The following is a 19,426-nucleotide window of genomic DNA, read 5'->3' as shown; positions in this document are numbered from 1 at the left end:
AGCTATTGGGGTGATGCAGATATGAATAGGGCTTTGTTGACTGTTCTATTAGTTGGAATCCTCGTGTTTGGAACATTTGCAAGCGGTTGTATAGGAGGAGGAACTACAACTCAGAGCCCAACTCAGACTCAATCACCAACTCAAACTCAATCCCCCACACAAACCCCAACACAAACCCAGGCAGGAAAAGTTACCGATGCTATTCTAGAGCTTGGTAAGGTTACGGTCGTCGATACTGGGACTTCAATAATTGTGGTTGGCCCTAAGGGAACTGAGCCCTCAGTTTCAATACCAAGTGGGAAGAAGGTTATTAGGGTCACATACGTTGTTGATGAGAAGAACACTATTCCAGTAAAGAAGTTAATGGAAGAGGGACAGGGATTCGGTGCAATAAACCCAGCATTCTTTAGGGACACAAATGTTGATGCCCTAGTTATAGCTGCAAGAAGGGAAACCAACCCGGAGATAAGAACTGAGTTGTTCAAGGCTCTCTATATCCTGGGTAACTATTATGTTCCAGAGGTAATCCTCGGACAGAACAGGCAGCTACGTGTCTACTGGAGCTGGGTTAAGGGGAGGTACTATCACCCAACCCTTCCAGAGAGGTATGACCTTCTCTGGGAAGACAAAAATGCTCCAGTTGTTGATACTGGAATTGGAACTTACAAGAACGATCCAGAGACATACGTTATAGCAACTATCGGATGGCCAGAGAGCTTTGACCCAGCATGGACTTACGAAACATTTGGATGGGAAATCTGGCATGAAATCGGTGACACCCTAGTTACTTACTGGAAAGAAGAAACTGAAGAGGTTACACCAGATCTTGCAGTCGCTTGGGCTCACAACAAGGAGGGCACGGAGTGGTACTTTGTTATCAGGGGAGGTGTCAAGGCTTATGATCCATGGAATGATAAGACATATCCAATTGATGCCACTGATGTAGTCTTCACATTCTGGCGTGTTGCAAGACTTGGACACTCTGTTAGTTGGATGGTCACGGAGTTCATGAACGTTTCAGCATCTCAGGCCTTAACTGAGGAAGAGTTCGATAAGTATCTGAAGGAGCACCCACTCATTGCTGAGTATAAGGGTAAGACGGCTGAAGTGAAGTCACTCAAGGAGCTCCTTGAGTTCTTTGGTTACAATGGCCCAACTGCTGGAGTATTCAAGCTCGTTCTGCCACATCCATATGCTGCAGTACTTAACATCCTTGCAGACCCATTCCTTAGTGTAGTCCCAATGGAGTACCTCCTTGGAGACAAGTATGAAGAGGCTCTCAAGAAGAGCAACTATGGAAAGAACCCAGATGCTTGGGCTGAGTATGTTCAGAAGGGTGCAAATGATGCAACTCACCAGCTCATGCACAAGAAACCCGTTGGCACTGGGCCATTCTACGTCAAGGACTATCAGGAGAACAGCTACATAATCCTTGAGTACAACTCATACTACTGGAATGCAACCGATAACCCAGGCCACAAGAGAGTTATCTACATAATCAACAACGATGCTGTGGCAAGAGTACAACTATTAACAACTGGAACGGCCGATGTCGCTGCAATACCAACCGATAAGATCGAAGATGTAAAGGGAGTTACCAAGGGTAACTTCAAGATTATCGTACAAACTGAGTTACTCCAACCAATTCTAACGTTCATAGTCTATAACACCCAGAGAGAGCCATTCAACAACGTGAAGGTTAGGCAAGCATTAGCATTTGCAATACCATATGACCAGATCGCTAAGGTAGTTTACAACAATCTCCTTGAGAGGAACTGGGGACCAATACCCAAGCCATGGCCAGGTTACACTGAATACGGAATAATCAAGTACACTTACAATATAGCCAAGGCTAAGCAGATGTTGCAAGAAGCAGGCATTGATCCAGCCAAGTACAAGATCAAGCTAATTTACAACGCAGGTAACGCACAGCGTGAGAAAGTTATGACACTAATCCAGAACATCTGGAGTCAGCTTGGCTTCCAGGTCACTGTTGAGAGCTATGAGTGGCCAGTCTACCTAGGGAAGACAGAGAAGGGTGATTTCGACGTCTACGTTGTCGGTTGGGTTCCAGACTACCTAGACTCTGACAACTGGGTTGGCCCATTCCTCTACGGTGCTACTAAGTTCAAGGAAGTAAACATCCAGATTTCCGGCTGACATTTTCTTTTCCTTTTATCACTTTTAATGACCAAATTATTTTTATTTGGATATTCATATTCTTAGACGCGGATTTAAATGTAACAATGTTCATGGAGGGACAAAAATGGCGAATTTGAAAAAGTTCCTAATAAGGAGGATGTTAACATTTATACCAACAATAATTGGAGTTACCTTGATAGTATTTCTGATTGCGTATAAAATCCCAGCGGATCCAGTAAAAGCTTGGGCTGGCGGAGAAAAGGCTACAAAGGAGGCTATGGAGCTTATAAGGAAGCAATATCACTTAGATAAGCCTTGGTATGATCAATATATATTCCTAATGAAGGGGCTTTTGACGAATACAATAATTGATCCTAGGACATCAAATCCCGTCATGAGTGATGTTGGACGGAGATTTCCAGTAACGTTACAACTTGCAATAATAGCGTTTATTTTCATGCTGTTAATAGGGATACCCCTTGGAATAATCTCGGCCTTAAAGAGAAACAGCTGGATAGATACTGCTGTGAGAATATTTGCACTGCTGGGAGTTTCGACTCCAGCATTTTGGCTTGGCTACCTAGTGATATACATCTTCTTCGTGAAGTACAGGATCACCACAATAGCAGGGGTTCCTCCAATACCCAAGCCAATTACCTATGTACCAATGATAGATGCCCTGTTAAGGGGCCAGTTCGATCTTTTTAAGCAACACTTATCTAGGTTCTGGCTTCCTGGGTTCACTTTGGGTTTCCTTGGTATGGGAGTCACTGCAAGGTTCGTGAGAAACAGCTTCCTTGAGGCTTTGAGCTCTGACTTCGTTCAGTTCCTGAAGGCGAAGGGAGCGCCAAAAATGAGGATATACAAGCACACCCTTAAGAACGCTCTCGTCCCAATAGTAACGGTTCTTGGGCTACAGTTTGGAGGACTGCTTGGAGGTACTCCAATTACGGAGACAGTTTTCGGACTTCCCGGTATGGGTAGCTATGCTGTCCAGGCAATACAGAACCTCGACTTCCCTGTGGTAGTTGCAGTGACATTCATTTACGCCCTGATATATGTCATAACTAACTTGGTTGTTGATATACTGTATGCAGTCATAGATCCTAGGGTTAGATACTGAGAGGTGAGTTAAAATGCAAGAGGAATATAAGAAGAGCATACTAGACAAGCTTGCTGATAAATTTGTGATTGGTCTAGGTAAATTCATAAGCCTATTTAAAAGGGGTTGGATGGAAAAGAACAAATCAAGGGTTGAAGAATGGAGGTTAATGCTTTATGCGCTTAATAGGTCACCACCGGCTCTAATAGGGTTATTCCTCGTGATCCTGTTTATATTCCTTGGTATTTTCGGTCCATACCTCGCTCCCTGGAAGTACAATTTCTTTCCAACACTCTATACATCCAACTACAGTCAAGTCTATCTAGTTCCTCCGGGAAGTAAAGCGACCCTGGAGTACTACAACAATACTGTGATATCCTATCCTCTAGGGTCGGATCACTATGGCAGAGACCTCCTCAGCCTTATTCTACAAGGTGCCAGAACGAGCTTTGTAATTTCAATAATAGTCATAGCCCTGGGAGTCCCCTTAGGGATAATCCTGGGCTTGGTGGCTGGATATTACGGTGGGAAAGTTGATGAGCTTATAATGCGTATAACTGACATGTTCCTTTCATTCCCGGCCTTGATACTTGCAATAGCATTTTCTGCAGTACTCCCAGATAGGCTTCAAGCTTTAATTGCCAGTCACCCTCTCCTAGAGAAACTTGTGCTTGCGATATTTGCTTTAGATACCAGGGAGGCAGGAAACTTAGGTAGACTCCTTGCGGTTATAGTTGCAATGATCATAGTATGGTGGCCCGGATACGCCAGAATTACAAGAGGATCAACTTTAACTGAAAGGGAAAAGTTGTATATTGAGGCGGCAAGGGCTGTAGGTTTGCCCACAAGGACTATACTCTTCAGGCATATTTTGCCAAATATTATTGGCCCAATCCTGGTGTACATAACGCTTGACTTTGGTAACGTTGTTCTTATGGAGGCTGGATTAAGCTTTCTTGGCCTCGGTGCCACACCTCCAATAGCAGATTGGGGCAGAATAGTGTACGATGGTGCCCAATACTTCCCAAGATGCTGGTGGCTTGTCTTTTATCCGGGGCTAGTAGTTCTGCTAACCGCCTTGGGATGGAACCTACTTGGTGACGGTCTGAGAGATGTCCTCGATCCAAGGACGAGAAGGAGTATAGAATTCAAAGTTAAGAAGCAAAAGGAGGGTGAGGAGGGTGCCTGAACCTATCCTCCAAGTTAGAAATCTTACCGTCCACTTTTATACTTATGCTGGAATTGTAAAAGCGATAGAGAAGGTTTCATTTGATGTATACAAAGGTGAAACATTTGCCTTAGTAGGTGAAACTGGGTGTGGAAAGAGTGTTACATCTAGAGCCCTCACCCAACTAATTGAGAGCCCAGGAAGGATTGTTGAGGGTCAAGTTTTGTATTACAGAGAAGATGGAAGTGTTGTCGACCTATTAAAGCTGAGTGAAGAGGAGATAAGGGAAATCAGAGGAAATGAAATAGCATATATCTTTCAGGATCCCCACTCCTCTTTAGACCCACTCTATACCGTTGGTTATCAGATAGCTGAAGCCATGGAGGTACATGGAAAGATTAAGAATATAAAGGAGGGCATTCAAAAGGCCGTTCAAATTCTCAAATCTGTTTTGATACCTGATCCAGAGAGGAGAGTAAATAACTATCCTCACGAGCTCTCAGGAGGAATGAAGCAGAGAGTCGTCATTGGAATTGGAGTTTCAAATAATCCGAGGATACTAATAGCTGACGAGCCAACAACGGCCTTAGATGTTACCGTTCAGGCTCAGATTCTCGAATTATTGGAGAAGATGAAGAAGGAATATAAGGCGACAATTATTTTAATTACCCACAATCTTGGAGTTGTTGCGGAGACCGCTGATAGAGTGGCTGTTATGTACGCAGGAAAAATCGTTGAAATTGGAAGTGTTGATCAGATATTCAGGAATCCCCTACATCCCTACACCCAGGGTCTGCTAAAGGCGGTACCTAATCCAATGACAAAGATAGAGAAGTTGGAGGCTATACCTGGAACAGTTCCCAATCTAATTACGCCACCTTCGGGATGTAGGTTCCATCCAAGATGTCCTAGGACTATGGAGATATGCAAACAGAAAGTACCTGAGATGAAGGAAATTGAGCCCGGTCACTTTGTTGCCTGTCATCTTTACTGAGGTGATATAAATGGGAGAGCCAGTACTTAAGGTTGAGAATCTAAAGAAATACTTCCCAGTAAGAGGGCTCCTTAGGACAGTTGGATGGGTTAAGGCTGTAGATGGGATAAGCTTTGAGATACAGAAGGGTGAGACTTTCGGTTTAGTTGGAGAAAGTGGCTGTGGTAAAACAACTACCGGAAGAACAATTCTCAGACTAATAGAACCGACTAGTGGCAAAATAATCTTTATGGGCAAGGATGTTACGAAACTAAAGGGAGAAGAGTTGAAGTGGTTTAGAAGAAAAGCCCAGATAATGTTTCAGGACCCTTATTCCTCCCTTGACCCTAGACAGACTGTATTCCAAATAATTATGGAGCCCGTTAGATTCCATGGAATCCAGGTTGATGATCCCGAGGAATTCGTGATAAAGCTACTAGAGAGCGTTGGGCTAAATGAGATGCACCTCTATCGTTACCCCCACGAATTCTCTGGTGGTCAAAGACAGAGAATAGCCTTGGCTAGATTACTGGCACTAAAACCTGAGTTCATAGTTTTGGACGAGCCTACCTCAGCTCTAGATGTTTCAGTTCAAGCTAACATCTTAAACACATTGAAAGAACTTCAGGAAAAACATGGCTTCACATATCTATTCATTAGCCACGACCTAGGTGTCGTAAAGTACATGAGCGACAAGATGGGAGTCATGTACCTGGGCAAGCTTGTTGAGGTGGGTCCTGCAGATAAGATCTTTGAAAACCCACTACACCCGTACACTCAGATGCTCTTCTCGGCTATACCGATACCAGATCCAGATATTGCTAGGGAAATGAAAAAGAAAAGGATGAAGGTTACTGGAGAGCCCCCAAGTCCAATAAATCCACCGAAGGGTTGCAGGTTCCACCCAAGATGTCCCTACGCCAAGGCAGGGCTATGTGACAAAGAAGAGCCTCCAATGGTTGAAGTTGAAAAGGATCATTACGTTGCCTGCTGGCTCTACGCTAAGGCTTAAATACTCTTTTTTTAACTTTTTTACAATGCGTGGGGAGATTATTTCAGTGTTAACTTCGGTGTTCGACGTCATTGTTGGCCTGCTGGAGATAATCATAATAGGGTTCATTGGCGTGGCATTATATAAAACGCTACTTCCCTTCCTATCTGGAAACCTTGAATTGGCGCTGGAGAATTTCCTACTTGTCTTGATTTTGCTTGAAATGTACGAGCTTCTCTCCCTTTACTTGAAGGAGCATCACGTAAGCATGAAGAGAATCGCTGAATTGGGGATAGTGGCAATAGTGAGGAAGATCATGGTAGGAAAAATGTACGACTTCAAAGTCCTTTTTGGTTTTTCGGCTGTGATATTTGTGCTTGGGTGGATATATGTTAACTTAACGAAGAACAGCTCGAATGATGATTAACTTAATAATCCCCCGAATTTAAGGTAAGATTAGATGATGAACCTTCCCCTCATCTGAGGGGGTGATGAGCACACCGGTAGGCTGAGGTGATATTATGGGCGTTCCTATTGGTGAGTTAATTCCTAAGAAGGAGATAGAGCTCGAGAGTCTATACGGCAGGAAAGTTGCCATTGATGCCCTCAACGCGATTTATCAATTCCTCTCAACGATAAGGCAGAGGGACGGTACTCCCCTCATGGATTCCAAAGGCAGGATAACTTCCCACCTCAGCGGTCTCTTCTACAGGACTATAAACCTTATGGAGGCGGGCATTAAGCCAGCTTATGTTTTTGACGGAAAACCTCCAGAGTTTAAAAAGAAGGAGCTTGAGAAGAGGAAGGAGGCAAGAGAAGAGGCAGAAGTTAAGTGGAGGGAAGCCCTTGCGAGGGGTGATATAGAGGAGGCGAGAAAGTACGCTCAGAGGGCCACTAAAGTTAACGAAATGTTGATTGAGGATGCAAAAAAGTTACTTGAGCTGATGGGCATTCCTGTTGTTCAGGCTCCAAGTGAGGGTGAAGCCCAAGCAGCTTATATGGCATCTAAGAGTCGGGTTTATGCTTCAGCGAGTCAAGATTATGACTCACTTCTATTTGGAACCCCCAGGCTGGTCAGGAACCTGACAATAACTGGAAAGAGGAAGCTCCCTGGGAGAAATGTTTACGTGGAAGTTAAGCCTGAGCTTGTTGTGCTTGATGAAGTTCTCTCCTCACTGAAGCTTACAAGGGAGAAACTCATTGAGCTGGCTATTCTCGTTGGGACGGATTACAACCCTGGAGGAATAAAGGGAATAGGGCCAAAGAAGGCATTGGAGATAGTTAGGCATTCAAAGGACCCCTTGGCCAGGTTTCAGAAGCAAAGTGAGGTTGACCTATATGCCATCAAGGAGTTCTTCCTCAATCCCCCGGTGACTGATGAGTATAAGTTGCAGTGGAAGGAACCTGATGAAGAGGGAATCCTAAAGTTCTTGTGCGATGAGCATGATTTTAGCGAAGAAAGAGTTAAAAATGGATTGGAGAGGCTTAAAAAGGCAGTGAAGGCAGGAAGACAGTCAACACTTGAGAGCTGGTTTATGAAAAGGTAACCTTGAAGTCTATAGCTATATTGTACTGCCTGGGGGCGTAGTTCCTTATTATTCTTTTGTCCAATATTTTAACATCTGCATTAAATTCTTGGGCTATCTTCCTAATGACATTAATGTGCTCACCGAAGGGGTCTTTCTCTGGCCCAAACCCATAGTAGTGGATGACTGTCCCGTCCTTCGCGCTTGTGAATGCCTCTCTCAGGAAGTCTTTGGCGGATCTTGGTAGGTTCATTATTATCCTGTCTGCCTTGACTTTTCCTGCAATTTCTCTGGCATCTCCCAGGATCGGAATGACGTTCCATGTCTTGTTCAGCCTTATATTCTCCTCCATGTATCTTATGGCCCAGGGATTTATATCGCAGGCAAAAACCACCTTCACTTTTTTTGCTAGCAATATTGAGTAGGGACCAACGCCCGCAAACATATCAAGAACAACTTCTCCACTCTTTGCCTTGTTAAATATTCTCATTCTCTCAGTTGCCAAGCGGGGGGAGAAGTAAACTTTAGTTACATCAAGCTTCAGCCTTATCCCATTTTCTCTGTGAAGGGTTTCAGTGCTATTTTCTCCTGCTATGAGAATGAGTTCCCTGACCCTATATTTTCCTTTGACTCTTCCTCCCTTCATAAATACTGCCTTAACGTTCTTGTGAACCTTTATTATAGCCTCTCCAATTTCCCTCTCGTACCCTTTAAGCTCCTCGGGTATCTCTATTATCGCTATATTTCCTATTATGTCAAAGGAGCTTGGGAGGAATTTCCGTAGGCTTTCCGGTATCTTTACTACCTCTCTGTAATTGTGAGGCTTTCTCTCTGCTTTTTCAAGCTCAATATCAACAATTTCAAATTCCTCAACTTTGGAAGTTACAGGAATGAAAATGTAATCCTCTTCGACCTTTATCCTATACCTCCTATCGAGCACGCCACGTTCAAGTAGTTTTTTTCTGACTTTCTCTCCTTCAGTCCTGGGAACTTTTACCGCTAGAACCATTCTTCGTCCCAGTGAATACTAGGTACCTCTTTATAAGTTCTTTAGCTTCTCGATACTCTCCTTCCTTTAATCCAAGCATTTTCCTAAGCCTTGCATTTTCGGCTATCATGGCCGAGAGTTGAATCGCTAAGTTCTTATTATCTAAGGCCAGTTGATAGGCTTTGAATCGAATTGAGGACCATTTACCTTCTAATTCGAAGAGTTCTTTCTCTAATCTTTCTATCTTTCCAAAATTATCATTTGAGAGTTTATTTTCAGGTTCTCCATTGCATATAGCTTTTACTACCTCAATTAGCTTGAACTCACTTTCCTCTATCATCTTCAGGATTTTTTCGGAACGTCTATAGAGACCTTCTTCCACCTACCTGCTTTGAATACGACTTTCATTTAGTTGCCTCCTTAACTTTTCATTCTCCATGTGGAGCTTAAGCCTTAGTTCCATCATTTTTACCTTGTCCCTTTCTGCTTGCATATAGAATCTTGTGAGTCTTTCATACTCTTCGGAAACTTTGTTTAGCCTATCCTCTAAGGCAGACCTCCGTTCTCTAAGAAATTTAAATTTGAGGGAAAGAAGGAGCCTCCCGAGTTTATCTTTTGACCTAAGAACTTGTTCTATCTTCTCCTTGTTGGCTCTTATCAACTCTACATCCTCTTCAGATACCCAAATCTCCATCATAACCACCTTACAAGGACATCTAAGCTTGCAAGTGCCCTGTACGTGTTCTGGAAGTTTGAAATTCCTAGCTCATAACTTCTCCTGAATCCTCCATTTGGGTTTTGCAGAGCCTTTATGAACTTGATGTGCCTTTCTATGCACGTGGCTCTCTTTCCGAGCATCTGTAGTCCTCTTAATGCGTAGAACGTTGGCTCTATGTACGGGGGCAGAGAGTTGGGAACTTCTGTGAAACCTCCCCTGTCCCCGCAGACTTCGCAGAGCTCAAAATGCACAGTATCAATTCTCTGCCCCAGGAAGTTAAGTGAGTATAATGCCTGGTAAGTCATCGTTGTCGTTGGACGCTCTACACCGAAACCATCTCTAATTTTGTATTGCATTATGAATTCTATCATTCTCTCCTTCATCTCTGGGGATGGTCTGTAACCTACGGATTCCATAGCTCTGGAGGCCCAGTAGGTTGCTTCAAGTGGTGTTGCCGTTCCAAACTCTTCGCTTCCTCCTAATCCAACCGCGAATTTTCCTTTTACTGGATTGTACTTTTTAAACAGCAGTTCCAGTTTTTCCCTGGCTAAATCCTTGGCCCCTAGGATTGCTAGGGCCTCGATGGCCATTGCAACTCCAACGGTTGCTGTCTGCATTTGAGCTGAGTTATAGAGGAACTCTATTGTCTTCTCCTTCTTTGGAACTTCTATTCCTAATAGGGTGTAGATCTTTACGGCATAGTACGTGTCATTTATGTTTGTATCGGCTAGTTGGGATACGAAGCAGTACCCTCCGTCATCGTGCCTTCTCCTCTCAACATATTCGAGCACCTTTTCTAAGTTAATAAACTCCCCTAGCTTCGAGCCCATACTCTCGCCTCCCGTAAAGCTTTCAGAACAGGCGCCATCAGCCTCCCGACGGGAGGCGGTTCGGGCTCGAAGCCCCGGGCGGGCGCCATCGCCCCAACGGAACGCCAGGATTACCTACTCCCGTTGCCGGTTTCGGTTCATCTCCTGGGTTCCGACCATTTTAAATTTCTTCAGTGTTAATTTAAAAACCTTAGTTTAATAGTGGTGAAGGGGGTTAGATGAAGATTAGAGCTATCTCAATTGATATCGATGGAACGATAACTTATCCCGACAGGAGGGTGCATGAAGAAGCATTAAAGGCAATAAGAGAGGCAGAAGCTAAGGGGATTCCAATAATGCTTGTAACGGGGAACACCGTCCAGTTTGCTGAGGCAGCAAGCATCTTATTGGGAACATCTGGTCCCGTAGTTGCCGAGGATGGTGGAGCCATCTCGTACAAAAAGAAGAGGATATTCCTAACGTCAATGGACGAGGAGTGGGTTCTGTGGAATGAGATAAGGAAGAGGTTCCCAAACGCGAGGACTACTTATACGATGCCCGATAGGAGAGCTGGACTTGTAATAATGAGAGAAACCATTGATGTTGAAACCGTAAGGAGAATTATACGAGAGCTCAACCTTAACTTAGTTGCAGTTGATTCTGGTTTTGCAATCCATGTGAAGAAGCCTTGGATAAACAAGGGAACTGGAATAGAGAAAGCCTGTGAAATCCTGGGGATAAAGCCGAAAGAAGTCGCTCATATTGGAGATGGAGAGAATGATCTGGATGCCTTTAAGGTTGTTGGTTATAGAATTGCAGTTGCTCAGGCCCCAGAGTCCCTAAAGAGAGAGGCTGACTACATAACAAAGAAAAGTTATGGAGAGGGAGGAGCAGAGGCGATAAGGCACGTACTCTCCTTGGTTTAGTGAATCTTGTATCCATGCTTTTCGCTTACTACCTTTATTGCCTCTTCGAATATGTCGAGGCCTATCTTTGCCTCTTCCTCGCTGATTATCAGTGGCGGGATGAGCCTTATTGCGCTCTTTCCACAGCCAAGTAGTGCTAGCCCTCTCTTAAGTGCTTCAACCACTATCTCGTTCCTTTCCTTTGTAGCGTACTCCTTGGTCTTCCTGTCCTTGACGAACTCGACACCCCATGCAAGTCCAAGTCCCCTGACATCTCCAATTATCTCGTACTTCTCTTTCATTTCCTCAAGCCTCTCCCTGAACAGTGGCTCGAGCTTCTGGGCGTTCTCTATCAATCCGTTCTGGAGCTCCTCAATTACAGCTAGTGCTGCAGCAGCCGCAACGGCGTTGCCTCCGAAGGTGTTACTGTGGACTCCGCTAACTCCAAAGTCAAGATCCTTCCTGAATATTGTTGCTCCTATTGGTATTCCACCACCAAGGGCCTTTGCAACGGTAACTATGTCTGGAACGACATCGAAGTGCTCAATTGCCCACATCTTTCCTGTCCTACCCATGCCCATCTGAACTTCGTCGTCAATTAGCAAGATTCCATGCTTGTCGGCTAGCTTCTTAAGCTCCTTGAAGAAGTTCTTCGGTGGGACTACGTAGCCACCCTCACCCTGAATTGGCTCGAAGAATATTCCGGCAACCTCTTCAGCTGGAACGTAGTGCTCGAATAGGTAGTCCTCAATGTACTCGATAACCCTGTTTACGAGCTCATCGGGGTGTTCGTAACCATCGATATGCCATGGATTCCTGTAGGGGTTCGGATATGGCACGTGCTCTACTCCAGGCATTGTTGGGAACATTCTGCTCCTCTGGACGGGCTTGCTGGCAGTTAGGCTCATGGTTCCATGGGTTCTTCCGTGGAATGCACCTATGAAGGCTATGAACATTTTCCTGTTCGTGGACCACTTCGCTATCTTCAAAGCTGCTTCATCGGCCTCTGTTCCACTGTTGCTAAGGAATACTTTCCTCTCGACGTCTCCTGGAGCTATTTCCACAAGTTTTTTAGCTAGCTCAACCTGGTAGGGATTGTAATAGTCGGTTCCAGCAGCGTGGAGAACTAGATCGAGTTGCTTCTTTATGGCCTCTATAACCTTGGGGTTCCTGAGACCCACGTTCATAACTCCAATTCCTGAGGAGAAGTCTAGGATTACGTTTCCGTCAACATCAATCCAGTAGACTCCTTCAGCCTTCTCGATAACGAGGAAGTACTCGTTCGGGTCATTTGTCGTCGTTGCCATGTATTTGTGGTGCTCTTCAATCACTTTCTTTGCTTTTGGCCCAGGAATCTCCTTAACATTTGGCCTAAGCTCCATTTATTCTCACCCAGGAAAGGTTGGAGAACAGACTTTTAACTTTAAGCTCGAAAATGATCATTTTTGTTCGAAAAATTTTCAGAGAAAAGGAAAGTTCACTCAATACTCTTTCCGTTCCAGCTTTCTATAAACTCCTTAGCTGAGTTTGCGGCAATTGCACCTTGGCCAACTGCCACTGCAATCTGCTTGAATACGTTGGTTATATCCCCAGCTGCAAATATGCCCGGGATCTTTGTCCTCATGTGCATGTCGACCTTTATGTATCCATACTCATCAGTAATTCCAAGGTGTTTAACGAAGTCAGTTTTTGGCTCGTAGCCGATGAATATAAAGACCCCATCAACCTTCTTCTCAAACACCTCCCCAGTCTTAACGTTCTTCAAAACAACGCCTTCCACTTTGTTTGTTCCCTTGATCTCTGTAACTACGGTATTGAGAATCGTTGGTATTCCGGCCTTTTTAAGCCTCTCTTGGAGTATCTTATCTGCCCTGAACTTGTCCCTCCTGTGAACTAGAGTAACTTTAACTCCAATGCTGTGGAGGTACAAAGCTTCCTGAAGTGCCGTGTTTCCTCCCCCAACTACGATGACTTCCTTACCGACGAATAACGGCCCATCACAGGTTGCACAGTAGCTAACTCCCCTTCCCGTGAACTCCTTTTCTCCGGGAACGTTTAATTTCCTGGGCTCAGCCCCAACCGCGATGATTATTGCCTTAGACTTGTACTCCTTCCCGTTAGCTGTCTTAACACTGAAGTGACAAGGGCCTTCATAATAGGCGCATTCGGCTGGGTCTATCCTAATAACTTCATCAAATATAACATCAACCCCATACTTCTTAACCTGCTCGTACATCCTGTTTGAGAGCTCTGAGCCGCTTATCCCTTCTGGAAATCCAGGGTAATTCTCTATTAGGTCGGTTATAGCCATGTTTCCTCCAAGATCCTTTGTTATTATTATAGTCTCTAATCCAAATCTAGCGGCGTAAATTGCAGCTGTATATCCTGCTGGTCCGGCTCCTATGATTATCACATCCCAGACCCTGCTCTCGTCAATGGTGCTTTTTGTTAACCCCCCTAAACTAAACATCCCGATTCACCTCCTTTCTCTCGCTCGCACACAATAGTTGGTGAATATTTAAAAGCATTTTGGGACATAATTGGGTATTAAAAATAGAGAGTTGTCTTACCTAAATAGATAAACAAAAGCGTTTATAATTTCGATAATCATACAAAAAATTCTGTTCTAAACCTCCAGTTCAAAAAACGCTTTTATTTATTGAGCTTTAAGACAGAAATAGGTGTGGGGAATTTTATCGTTGGGGGTGATTAAGTGAGTGAGACCGTCATAAATGAAGTCTGTCGAATAGCTGGTGAAGCTAAGTTAGTACTCTACGAGGAGGGGGGAGTTGTTCAAGATGCTTTCTTCGTTGCAACGGCCCCTGTTAGAGGGTTCGAAAAGCTCGTCGTCGGTAAGAATCCTCTCTTCGCTGTTGAAGCTGTGATGAGGATATGTGGTCTCTGTCATGCCTCTCACGGCATAGCAGCGAGTGAAGCCATTGAGAATGCAATAGGTATAACACCCCCAAGAAATGGACTTCTGATGAGGGAAGCCATTGGACTAATTAACAGGGTTCAAAGCCATATCCTTGAGTTCCTTATGGTTACTGGTGACCTCCTCGCTAAAGAGAAGAGGAACGAAGTTCTTTTCAAGCTTATGAAGTTCCATGCGAAGATAAGTGATTACCTTTTAAAGCTTGGAGGAGCAGCGACCCATCCGTCAAACCTGACCATTGGGGGAATGTTAAGTGTTCCTAAATGGAGCGTCTTTAACAACCTCAAAGCCTGCTTACCAGCCCTTATGAATGAGTGGGAAGAGCTTAGACACCTTCTCACCGATGAGGATATCCAGACAGAAGTTGCGGAAGAGTTGAGAGAAAAGAAGGTTGAGAATGAATACCTTGCAACCGGTCTCTTTTATGGGGATAGATTTAACATTGATATAAAAACCATCGAAACAATACCATACTATGAATTTAGAAAGGAGAACCAGCATTCTAAAGATTCGACAACTCTTGTGGCCTTCTACGGGGGACATAAAGTAGAAACCGGACCAAGAGCAAGGATGAAAGTTTACAGAAACTTTAGGGACTCTTCCCTTTATGGGCTCCATTTGGCCAGGATAGAGGACACAACGCTTGCCCTTTTAAGATTTGAAGAAATTTTAGAAGGAATAAAAATGAATCAGCCCTTTAGAACTGGGAATATAATTTTTGGACCTGGTAAGGGTGTTGGTGTCTATGAGGCACCGAGGGGAACATTGATACATATTGTAGAGCTTGGCGAAGAGGGTAGGGTCATGTCTCTGAAGATAATAGTTCCGACGATGTTTAACATACCAGTAATGGAAGAAATGACCAAGGGGCTGAGCGTCAAAGCAGCTGAGGCCGTAATACGCCTTTACGATCCATGTATCCCATGTACAACTCACGTCGTTAGGTTGAGGTGATTTAGATGGAGAAGCTTAGGGTTCTCCATGTTGATATTGGAGGATGTGAGGGTTGCAACGTCAGCATAATCCGTGCATATCCTAAGCTCATAGAGTTAATTGACCTAGATATATCTTATCTTAGAGACAATGGCTTCAAGTTTGATGACTACGATGTTGCTATTATAACTGGTGGAGTCTGCATGAACGAACCAAGTAAAATTGAAAAGCTCAAGGATATCAGGAAGAAGGCAGATGTCGTGATAGCTTTTGGTTCCTGTGCAGCCTTCGGTGGAATCTTACGCTTCTGCCGTGGTGGCCAAGAGCCGAGGCCGGATCATAGGAACTTTCAGCCCATAAATGCAGTGATAAACGTAGATTATTCCATTCCTGGCTGCCCACCTACACCTCAGATGCTTCAGTCCTTCTTTAAGTTCTTTATGAGTGGCAATGAAGCAAGATTGAGACTCTTCAAAGTCAGCGCAAATATAAAGAAGTTGAGTGGCTTTGACTTGCTCGATGACATCGTTCTCACGGGCCTTTGCATCGGATGTGGCGCATGTGAACTCTCTTGCCCGACAGGAGCTATAAAACTCATCGACAGGAGACCTACATTGGCTCAAGAAAGATGTATTCGATGCGGAACGTGTTATATAAGATGCCCGCGTGCTTCTCAGCTTCTCTCTATGGGGGGTGAGAAAAGATGATAGGCATAACCGATAATTTGCTCGGTAGCGTAGTGGGCGTATACCTCGCAAGGGCAAAGGATGAAGAGATACTTAAAAGGAAGGTTGCGAGTGGTGGTGCAGTTACTGCCATGCTAATCTATGCTCTTGAAAAAGGTCTTATAGATGGTGTTGTGACGGCAAAGAGAGTTAGGGGATTTGAAGGACAGGCTATTGTTGCGAGAACTAGGGAGGAGATCCTTGAGGCTGCTGGCAACAAGTGGAGTATAGTACCCTTTGCAGCAAGAGTGAAGGCTAAGATTGAAGAAGAAGATCTCAAAAAAGTGGCAGTTGTCTGCCTACCTTGTCAGGCTCAGTTCTTCGGTCAAATGAGAGAGTTCCCAATACTGGAAACAGACTTCGGGGAAAGGATAAGATATATAATAGGCCTATTTTGTACGGGAACCTTTGCCTTTGAAGCTCTCCTGAACTACTTAAGGATAAAATATAACATAAAGGCAGAGGATATAAAGAACATTACTCTCAAGGAAGGCTTCCTCGAGATACAACATGACGACTCTTTCCTTCAACTACCTCTCAAGGAGGTCTACTCTTATCTTCAGACTGGCTGCCTTGTCTGCACCGATTATACAGGAATGTGGAGCGACATATCGGCGGGCTTTATAGAAAAGGAGAAAGGCTGGACTGTTCTCATAACACGTAACATCCGTGGAGAGGAACTAGTTAAGGGGGCAGAGAGAGAGGGGTACCTTGAGGTGCGTGATGGTTCTCATGTGATGGGAGATATTCTCAGAGCAGCGAGGGAGAAACTTGCTAGGGCGCAAAAGAACATGATGAGCTTGCTTTGATCATGTTCACTTTTTCGGGTGGTTGGGTTGGGGTCAGAAAAATAAAAAAGAAGGATCCATAGAAACACAGTATTATGCTAGGAGAGATCTAGGGATATTTGCAGGGTGTGAAGGTCAGAAAGAATTTATCATTTGGTTTTAGCTTATCTAAACCCAAAGATAACATCACAGTTTTTCAGCGAGGGTATTGGGTAGATGTGTCTCTATTAATGAAGTCATTAGCCACCTAAGCGAGATGAGGTCTAGTCACAATGTGAGACGCAGTAAGACCTCCTTCAGGTTTCTCACCATTCTAAACCTAATAAAGGAGTGCTTTTTAGGTGATTCTGTGCCATAAATTATTTTTGTTTACCTTAAGAAGGCGCAGTATACAAATTGAGTTAATAAACTCTCTGATGACTCTATTTGAGCCATGCTAGATGATTATAACCTTTTGTTAAAAACTAGGCGGATAAAAAAGAGTTTTAAGCGAGAGCAGGAAACTACTCGTGAGGGACAAAAACATGCAGGGGATCATTTAAGAACTACAGTGATCAAAATAGTCCATCAATGTGGGGGTGTGATGAATGAGTGAAAAACTCGTCCCTGTAGTCTGCCCCTACTGTGGTGTGGGGTGCAGACTTTACATTAGGAGTGTTGATGGGTATCCCGTGGGCATAGAATATGCCAAGGATATTCCCGGCATTGCGAACGAGCTCGGTAAGCTCTGTCCCAAGGGTAATGCCGTCATCGAATACCTCCTAGCCAAGGATAGGCTCAAAAAGCCGCTCAAAGCCAAGGAGCATGGTAAGTTCGTTGAGATCAGCTGGAGTGAGGCGATAAGGGAGGTAGCTGAGAGACTCAAGGAGTATGCCAAAGATGATCCGAATCAGCTTATGTTCTTTGGTTCTGCGAGAACTTTCAACGAGCCTAATTATCTCATTCAGAAGCTAGCTAGAATGCTCGGCACTAACAATGTGGATCACTGTGCAAGGCTCTGCCACTCATCCACTGTTACTGGCCTTAAGGCCGTTTTTGGCGCCGGTGCAATGACTAACACCTACAAGGATATCGAAGAGGCAGATGTTATCTTCATAATCGGGCACAATTATGCTGAGACTCATCCAGTTGGTTTCCGCTACGTCCTTAAGGCTAAGGAGAGGGGTGCTAAGATTATAGTTGCTGACCCGCGCTTTACAAGAACTGCCTGGTTCGCTGATATATTCCTCCAAAACTACCCTGGAACAGATATAGCTCTACTTAACGGTCTTATCCACGTCATTATTAAGGAAAAGCTCTATGATGAGAAGTTTGTCCAGGAGAGATGCGTGGGCTTTGAGGATGTTGTTGCAGTTGTCGAGAAGTTTACACCAGAGTTCGTTGAGGAAGTGACAGGTGTCCCTGCGGAACTTATAGTTGAGGCCGCGAGAACTTTCGCAACTGCAGGAAAAGGCGTTATAACATGGGCGATGGGTCTGACTCAGCACACCCACGGGCATGATAATGTCAGACTTGCTGCTACACTTTCAGCCATATGTGGTTACCAGGGAAGGGAAGGATGTGGAGTTTCACCCATGCGTGGCCAGAATAATGTTCAAGGAGCGTGCGACCTCGGAGTCCTTCCAAACGTCTTCCCGGGTTACCAGGCAGTTACCGACCCTGAGAAGAGGAAGTTCTTCGAGGAATTCTGGGGCGTTGAGCTGAGTGGTGAGGTGGGCCTAACAGTCATCGAGGCGACCCACGCTATAGAGAAGGGTAAGGTGAAGGCCTATTACGTCATGGGTGAGAACCCAGCCATAAGCGACGCCAACATGAACCATGTTCTAAAGGCCCTTGAAAAGCTTGAGTTTATGGTTGTCCAGGACATAGTTCCGACTCCAACTATGGAATTTGCCGATATAGTTCTGCCCGCAGCTGCAATGCTCGAGAATGAAGGTTCACTAACCAATACTGAGAGACGCGTACAGTGGAGCTTCCAGGCGGCAAAGCCACCTGGAGAAGCGAGGCCAGATTGGTGGATTATAAGTGAGATCGGAAGGGCCATTGGCTTCTCCGGAAATGGAGCGAAGGGATTCGAGTACGCTGGACCGGAGGATATCCTCAGGGAAATCAATGCATGCACACCCCAGTACAGGGGCATAACACCTGAGAGGCTTAAGGCCAACTTAGCGGGAATTCACTGGCCGTGCCCAAGTGAGGATCACCCTGGAACGAGGGTTCTCTACAAAGATAGGTTCCTGACTCCAGATGGGAAGGCCCACCTCGCGGCGGTTGACTACAGAGGGCCAGCCGAAATGCCAGACGAGGAGTACCCGTTCCTGCTTACCACGGTAAGGTACGTCGGTCAATACCATACGCTCACGATGACAGGAAGGAGCAGGGCTCTCGTCAAGCGCTGGCCGGAGCCTTTAGCCGAGATACACCCGGAGGATGCCAAAAAGTTCGGCATAAAGACCGGTGACTGGATAAAGATAGAGACGAGGAGGGGCGTTTACCCGGTCAGGGCCAAGGTCACAAGGACGGTTAAGAAGGGGGTAATAGCCGTTCCGTGGCACTGGGGAGCAAACGTCCTCACCAACGATGTCCTCGATCCGGTCTCAAAGATACCGGAGACCAAGGCCTGTGCCTGCAGAATAGCGAAGATAAGCGAAGAGGAAGCGAGGGAGCTGATGAAGGCAGTTCCAAAGATTATACCCGAGTTTGAGGTCGTGAAGGGGTGATTT

At 44.9% G+C, this 19,426-nt stretch carries 18 protein-coding genes, 1 other RNA gene and 1 riboswitch; of the genes, 13 read left to right on the top strand and 6 right to left on the bottom strand.

The features are described from left to right. Positions 1-21 precede the first annotated feature (21 nt). From P8X24_RS00580 to fen, 8 genes are all read left to right on the top strand, one after another. Positions 22-2,160, top strand: a complete 2,139-nt coding sequence (locus P8X24_RS00580) for an ABC transporter substrate-binding protein (protein ID WP_372913596.1) — start codon at positions 22-24, stop codon at positions 2,158-2,160. A gap of 106 nt (positions 2,161-2,266) precedes the next feature. Continuing rightward, positions 2,267-3,265: an ABC transporter permease gene (locus P8X24_RS00575; protein ID WP_372913595.1), complete on the top strand. Its 999-nt coding sequence runs from the start codon at positions 2,267-2,269 to the stop codon at positions 3,263-3,265. Between the two features lie 13 nt (positions 3,266-3,278). Beyond that, the gene (locus P8X24_RS00570) at positions 3,279-4,433 is read left to right on the top strand and encodes an ABC transporter permease (protein WP_372913594.1); all 1,155 of its coding nucleotides are present in this window, start codon (positions 3,279-3,281) and stop codon (positions 4,431-4,433) included. After that, on the top strand, positions 4,426-5,406 hold the full coding sequence (locus tag P8X24_RS00565) for an ABC transporter ATP-binding protein (protein WP_372913593.1): 981 nt from the start codon (positions 4,426-4,428) through the stop codon (positions 5,404-5,406). The genes P8X24_RS00570 and P8X24_RS00565 overlap by 8 nt, the downstream gene beginning before the upstream one ends. Positions 5,407-5,416: 10 nt before the next feature. Next, complete coding sequence (locus P8X24_RS00560; protein ID WP_372913592.1) at positions 5,417-6,397, top strand: ABC transporter ATP-binding protein; 981 nt, start codon at positions 5,417-5,419, stop codon at positions 6,395-6,397. A gap of 25 nt (positions 6,398-6,422) precedes the next feature. Further along, positions 6,423-6,803, top strand: coding sequence for a phosphate-starvation-inducible PsiE family protein (locus tag P8X24_RS00555; RefSeq protein WP_372913591.1), 381 nt, complete (start codon positions 6,423-6,425; stop codon positions 6,801-6,803). 29 nt (positions 6,804-6,832) lie between these two features. Then, positions 6,833-6,891: C/D box small nucleolar RNA (locus tag P8X24_RS00550), an RNA gene on the top strand. A 6-nt stretch (positions 6,892-6,897) separates the two neighbouring features. Next, positions 6,898-7,923, top strand: coding sequence for a flap endonuclease-1 (fen, locus tag P8X24_RS00545; RefSeq protein ID WP_372913590.1), 1,026 nt, complete (start codon positions 6,898-6,900; stop codon positions 7,921-7,923). Here fen and trm5b read toward each other — a convergent pair. Genes trm5b through P8X24_RS00525 form a run of 4 tightly spaced genes read right to left on the bottom strand, consistent with a single transcriptional unit; the run spans position 7,910 to position 10,438 of the window. Then, positions 7,910-8,911 carry a tRNA (guanine(37)-N1)-methyltransferase Trm5b gene (gene trm5b, locus P8X24_RS00540; protein ID WP_372913589.1) on the bottom strand — a complete coding sequence of 334 codons (1,002 nt, stop codon included), beginning with the start codon at positions 8,909-8,911 and terminating at the stop codon, positions 7,910-7,912. The two genes, fen and trm5b, sit on opposite strands and share 14 nt — an antisense overlap. Beyond that, positions 8,880-9,230, bottom strand: coding sequence for a hypothetical protein (locus P8X24_RS00535; protein ID WP_372913588.1), 351 nt, complete (start codon positions 9,228-9,230; stop codon positions 8,880-8,882). The genes trm5b and P8X24_RS00535 overlap by 32 nt, the downstream gene beginning before the upstream one ends. 42 nt (positions 9,231-9,272) lie before the next feature. Continuing rightward, complete coding sequence (locus P8X24_RS00530; RefSeq protein ID WP_372913587.1) at positions 9,273-9,584, bottom strand: hypothetical protein; 312 nt, start codon at positions 9,582-9,584, stop codon at positions 9,273-9,275. Beyond that, complete coding sequence (locus tag P8X24_RS00525) at positions 9,584-10,438, bottom strand: prenyltransferase/squalene oxidase repeat-containing protein (RefSeq protein WP_372913586.1); 855 nt, start codon at positions 10,436-10,438, stop codon at positions 9,584-9,586. The genes P8X24_RS00530 and P8X24_RS00525 overlap by 1 nt, the downstream gene beginning before the upstream one ends. 21 nt (positions 10,439-10,459) lie before the next feature. Next, positions 10,460-10,540, bottom strand: a riboswitch (Fluoride riboswitch). A 116-nt stretch (positions 10,541-10,656) separates the two neighbouring features. On the opposite strand from P8X24_RS00525, the gene P8X24_RS00520 reads away from it, so the two are divergent. Further along, a complete protein-coding gene (locus tag P8X24_RS00520; RefSeq protein WP_372842328.1) occupies positions 10,657-11,343 on the top strand; it encodes a phosphoglycolate phosphatase in 687 nt (228 codons plus the stop codon). Here the strand turns inward: P8X24_RS00520 and P8X24_RS00515 are convergent. Together P8X24_RS00515 and trxB are read right to left on the bottom strand one after the other, a co-directional pair. Then, a complete protein-coding gene (locus P8X24_RS00515) occupies positions 11,340-12,704 on the bottom strand; it encodes an acetyl ornithine aminotransferase family protein (protein ID WP_372913585.1) in 1,365 nt (454 codons plus the stop codon). The two genes, P8X24_RS00520 and P8X24_RS00515, sit on opposite strands and share 4 nt — an antisense overlap. Before the next feature lie 95 nt (positions 12,705-12,799). Further along, on the bottom strand, positions 12,800-13,792 hold the full coding sequence (trxB, locus tag P8X24_RS00510; protein WP_372913584.1) for a thioredoxin-disulfide reductase: 993 nt from the start codon (positions 13,790-13,792) through the stop codon (positions 12,800-12,802). Between the two features lie 243 nt (positions 13,793-14,035). Between trxB and P8X24_RS00505 the strand changes: the two genes are divergently transcribed. The 4 genes from P8X24_RS00505 (at position 14,036) to fdhF (ending at position 19,423) form a co-directional block, all read left to right on the top strand. Next, entirely contained in the window at positions 14,036-15,211 is a 1,176-nt protein-coding gene (locus P8X24_RS00505; RefSeq protein ID WP_068324052.1) for a nickel-dependent hydrogenase large subunit, read from the top strand. Positions 15,212-15,216: 5 nt separating this feature from the next. After that, complete coding sequence (locus P8X24_RS00500) at positions 15,217-15,897, top strand: 4Fe-4S binding protein (RefSeq protein WP_068324055.1); 681 nt, start codon at positions 15,217-15,219, stop codon at positions 15,895-15,897. Next, complete coding sequence (locus tag P8X24_RS00495; RefSeq protein WP_372913583.1) at positions 15,894-16,724, top strand: Coenzyme F420 hydrogenase/dehydrogenase, beta subunit C-terminal domain; 831 nt, start codon at positions 15,894-15,896, stop codon at positions 16,722-16,724. The genes P8X24_RS00500 and P8X24_RS00495 overlap by 4 nt, the downstream gene beginning before the upstream one ends. Before the next feature lie 566 nt (positions 16,725-17,290). Continuing rightward, positions 17,291-19,423: a formate dehydrogenase subunit alpha gene (fdhF, locus tag P8X24_RS00490; protein ID WP_068324060.1), complete on the top strand. Its 2,133-nt coding sequence runs from the start codon at positions 17,291-17,293 to the stop codon at positions 19,421-19,423. The last annotated feature ends 3 nt before the right edge of the window (positions 19,424-19,426 follow it).

Source organism: Pyrococcus kukulkanii, from assembly GCF_041647995.1.
Taxonomy (GTDB): domain Archaea; phylum Methanobacteriota_B; class Thermococci; order Thermococcales; family Thermococcaceae; genus Pyrococcus.
This window is presented reverse-complemented; position numbering and strand designations above follow the sequence as displayed.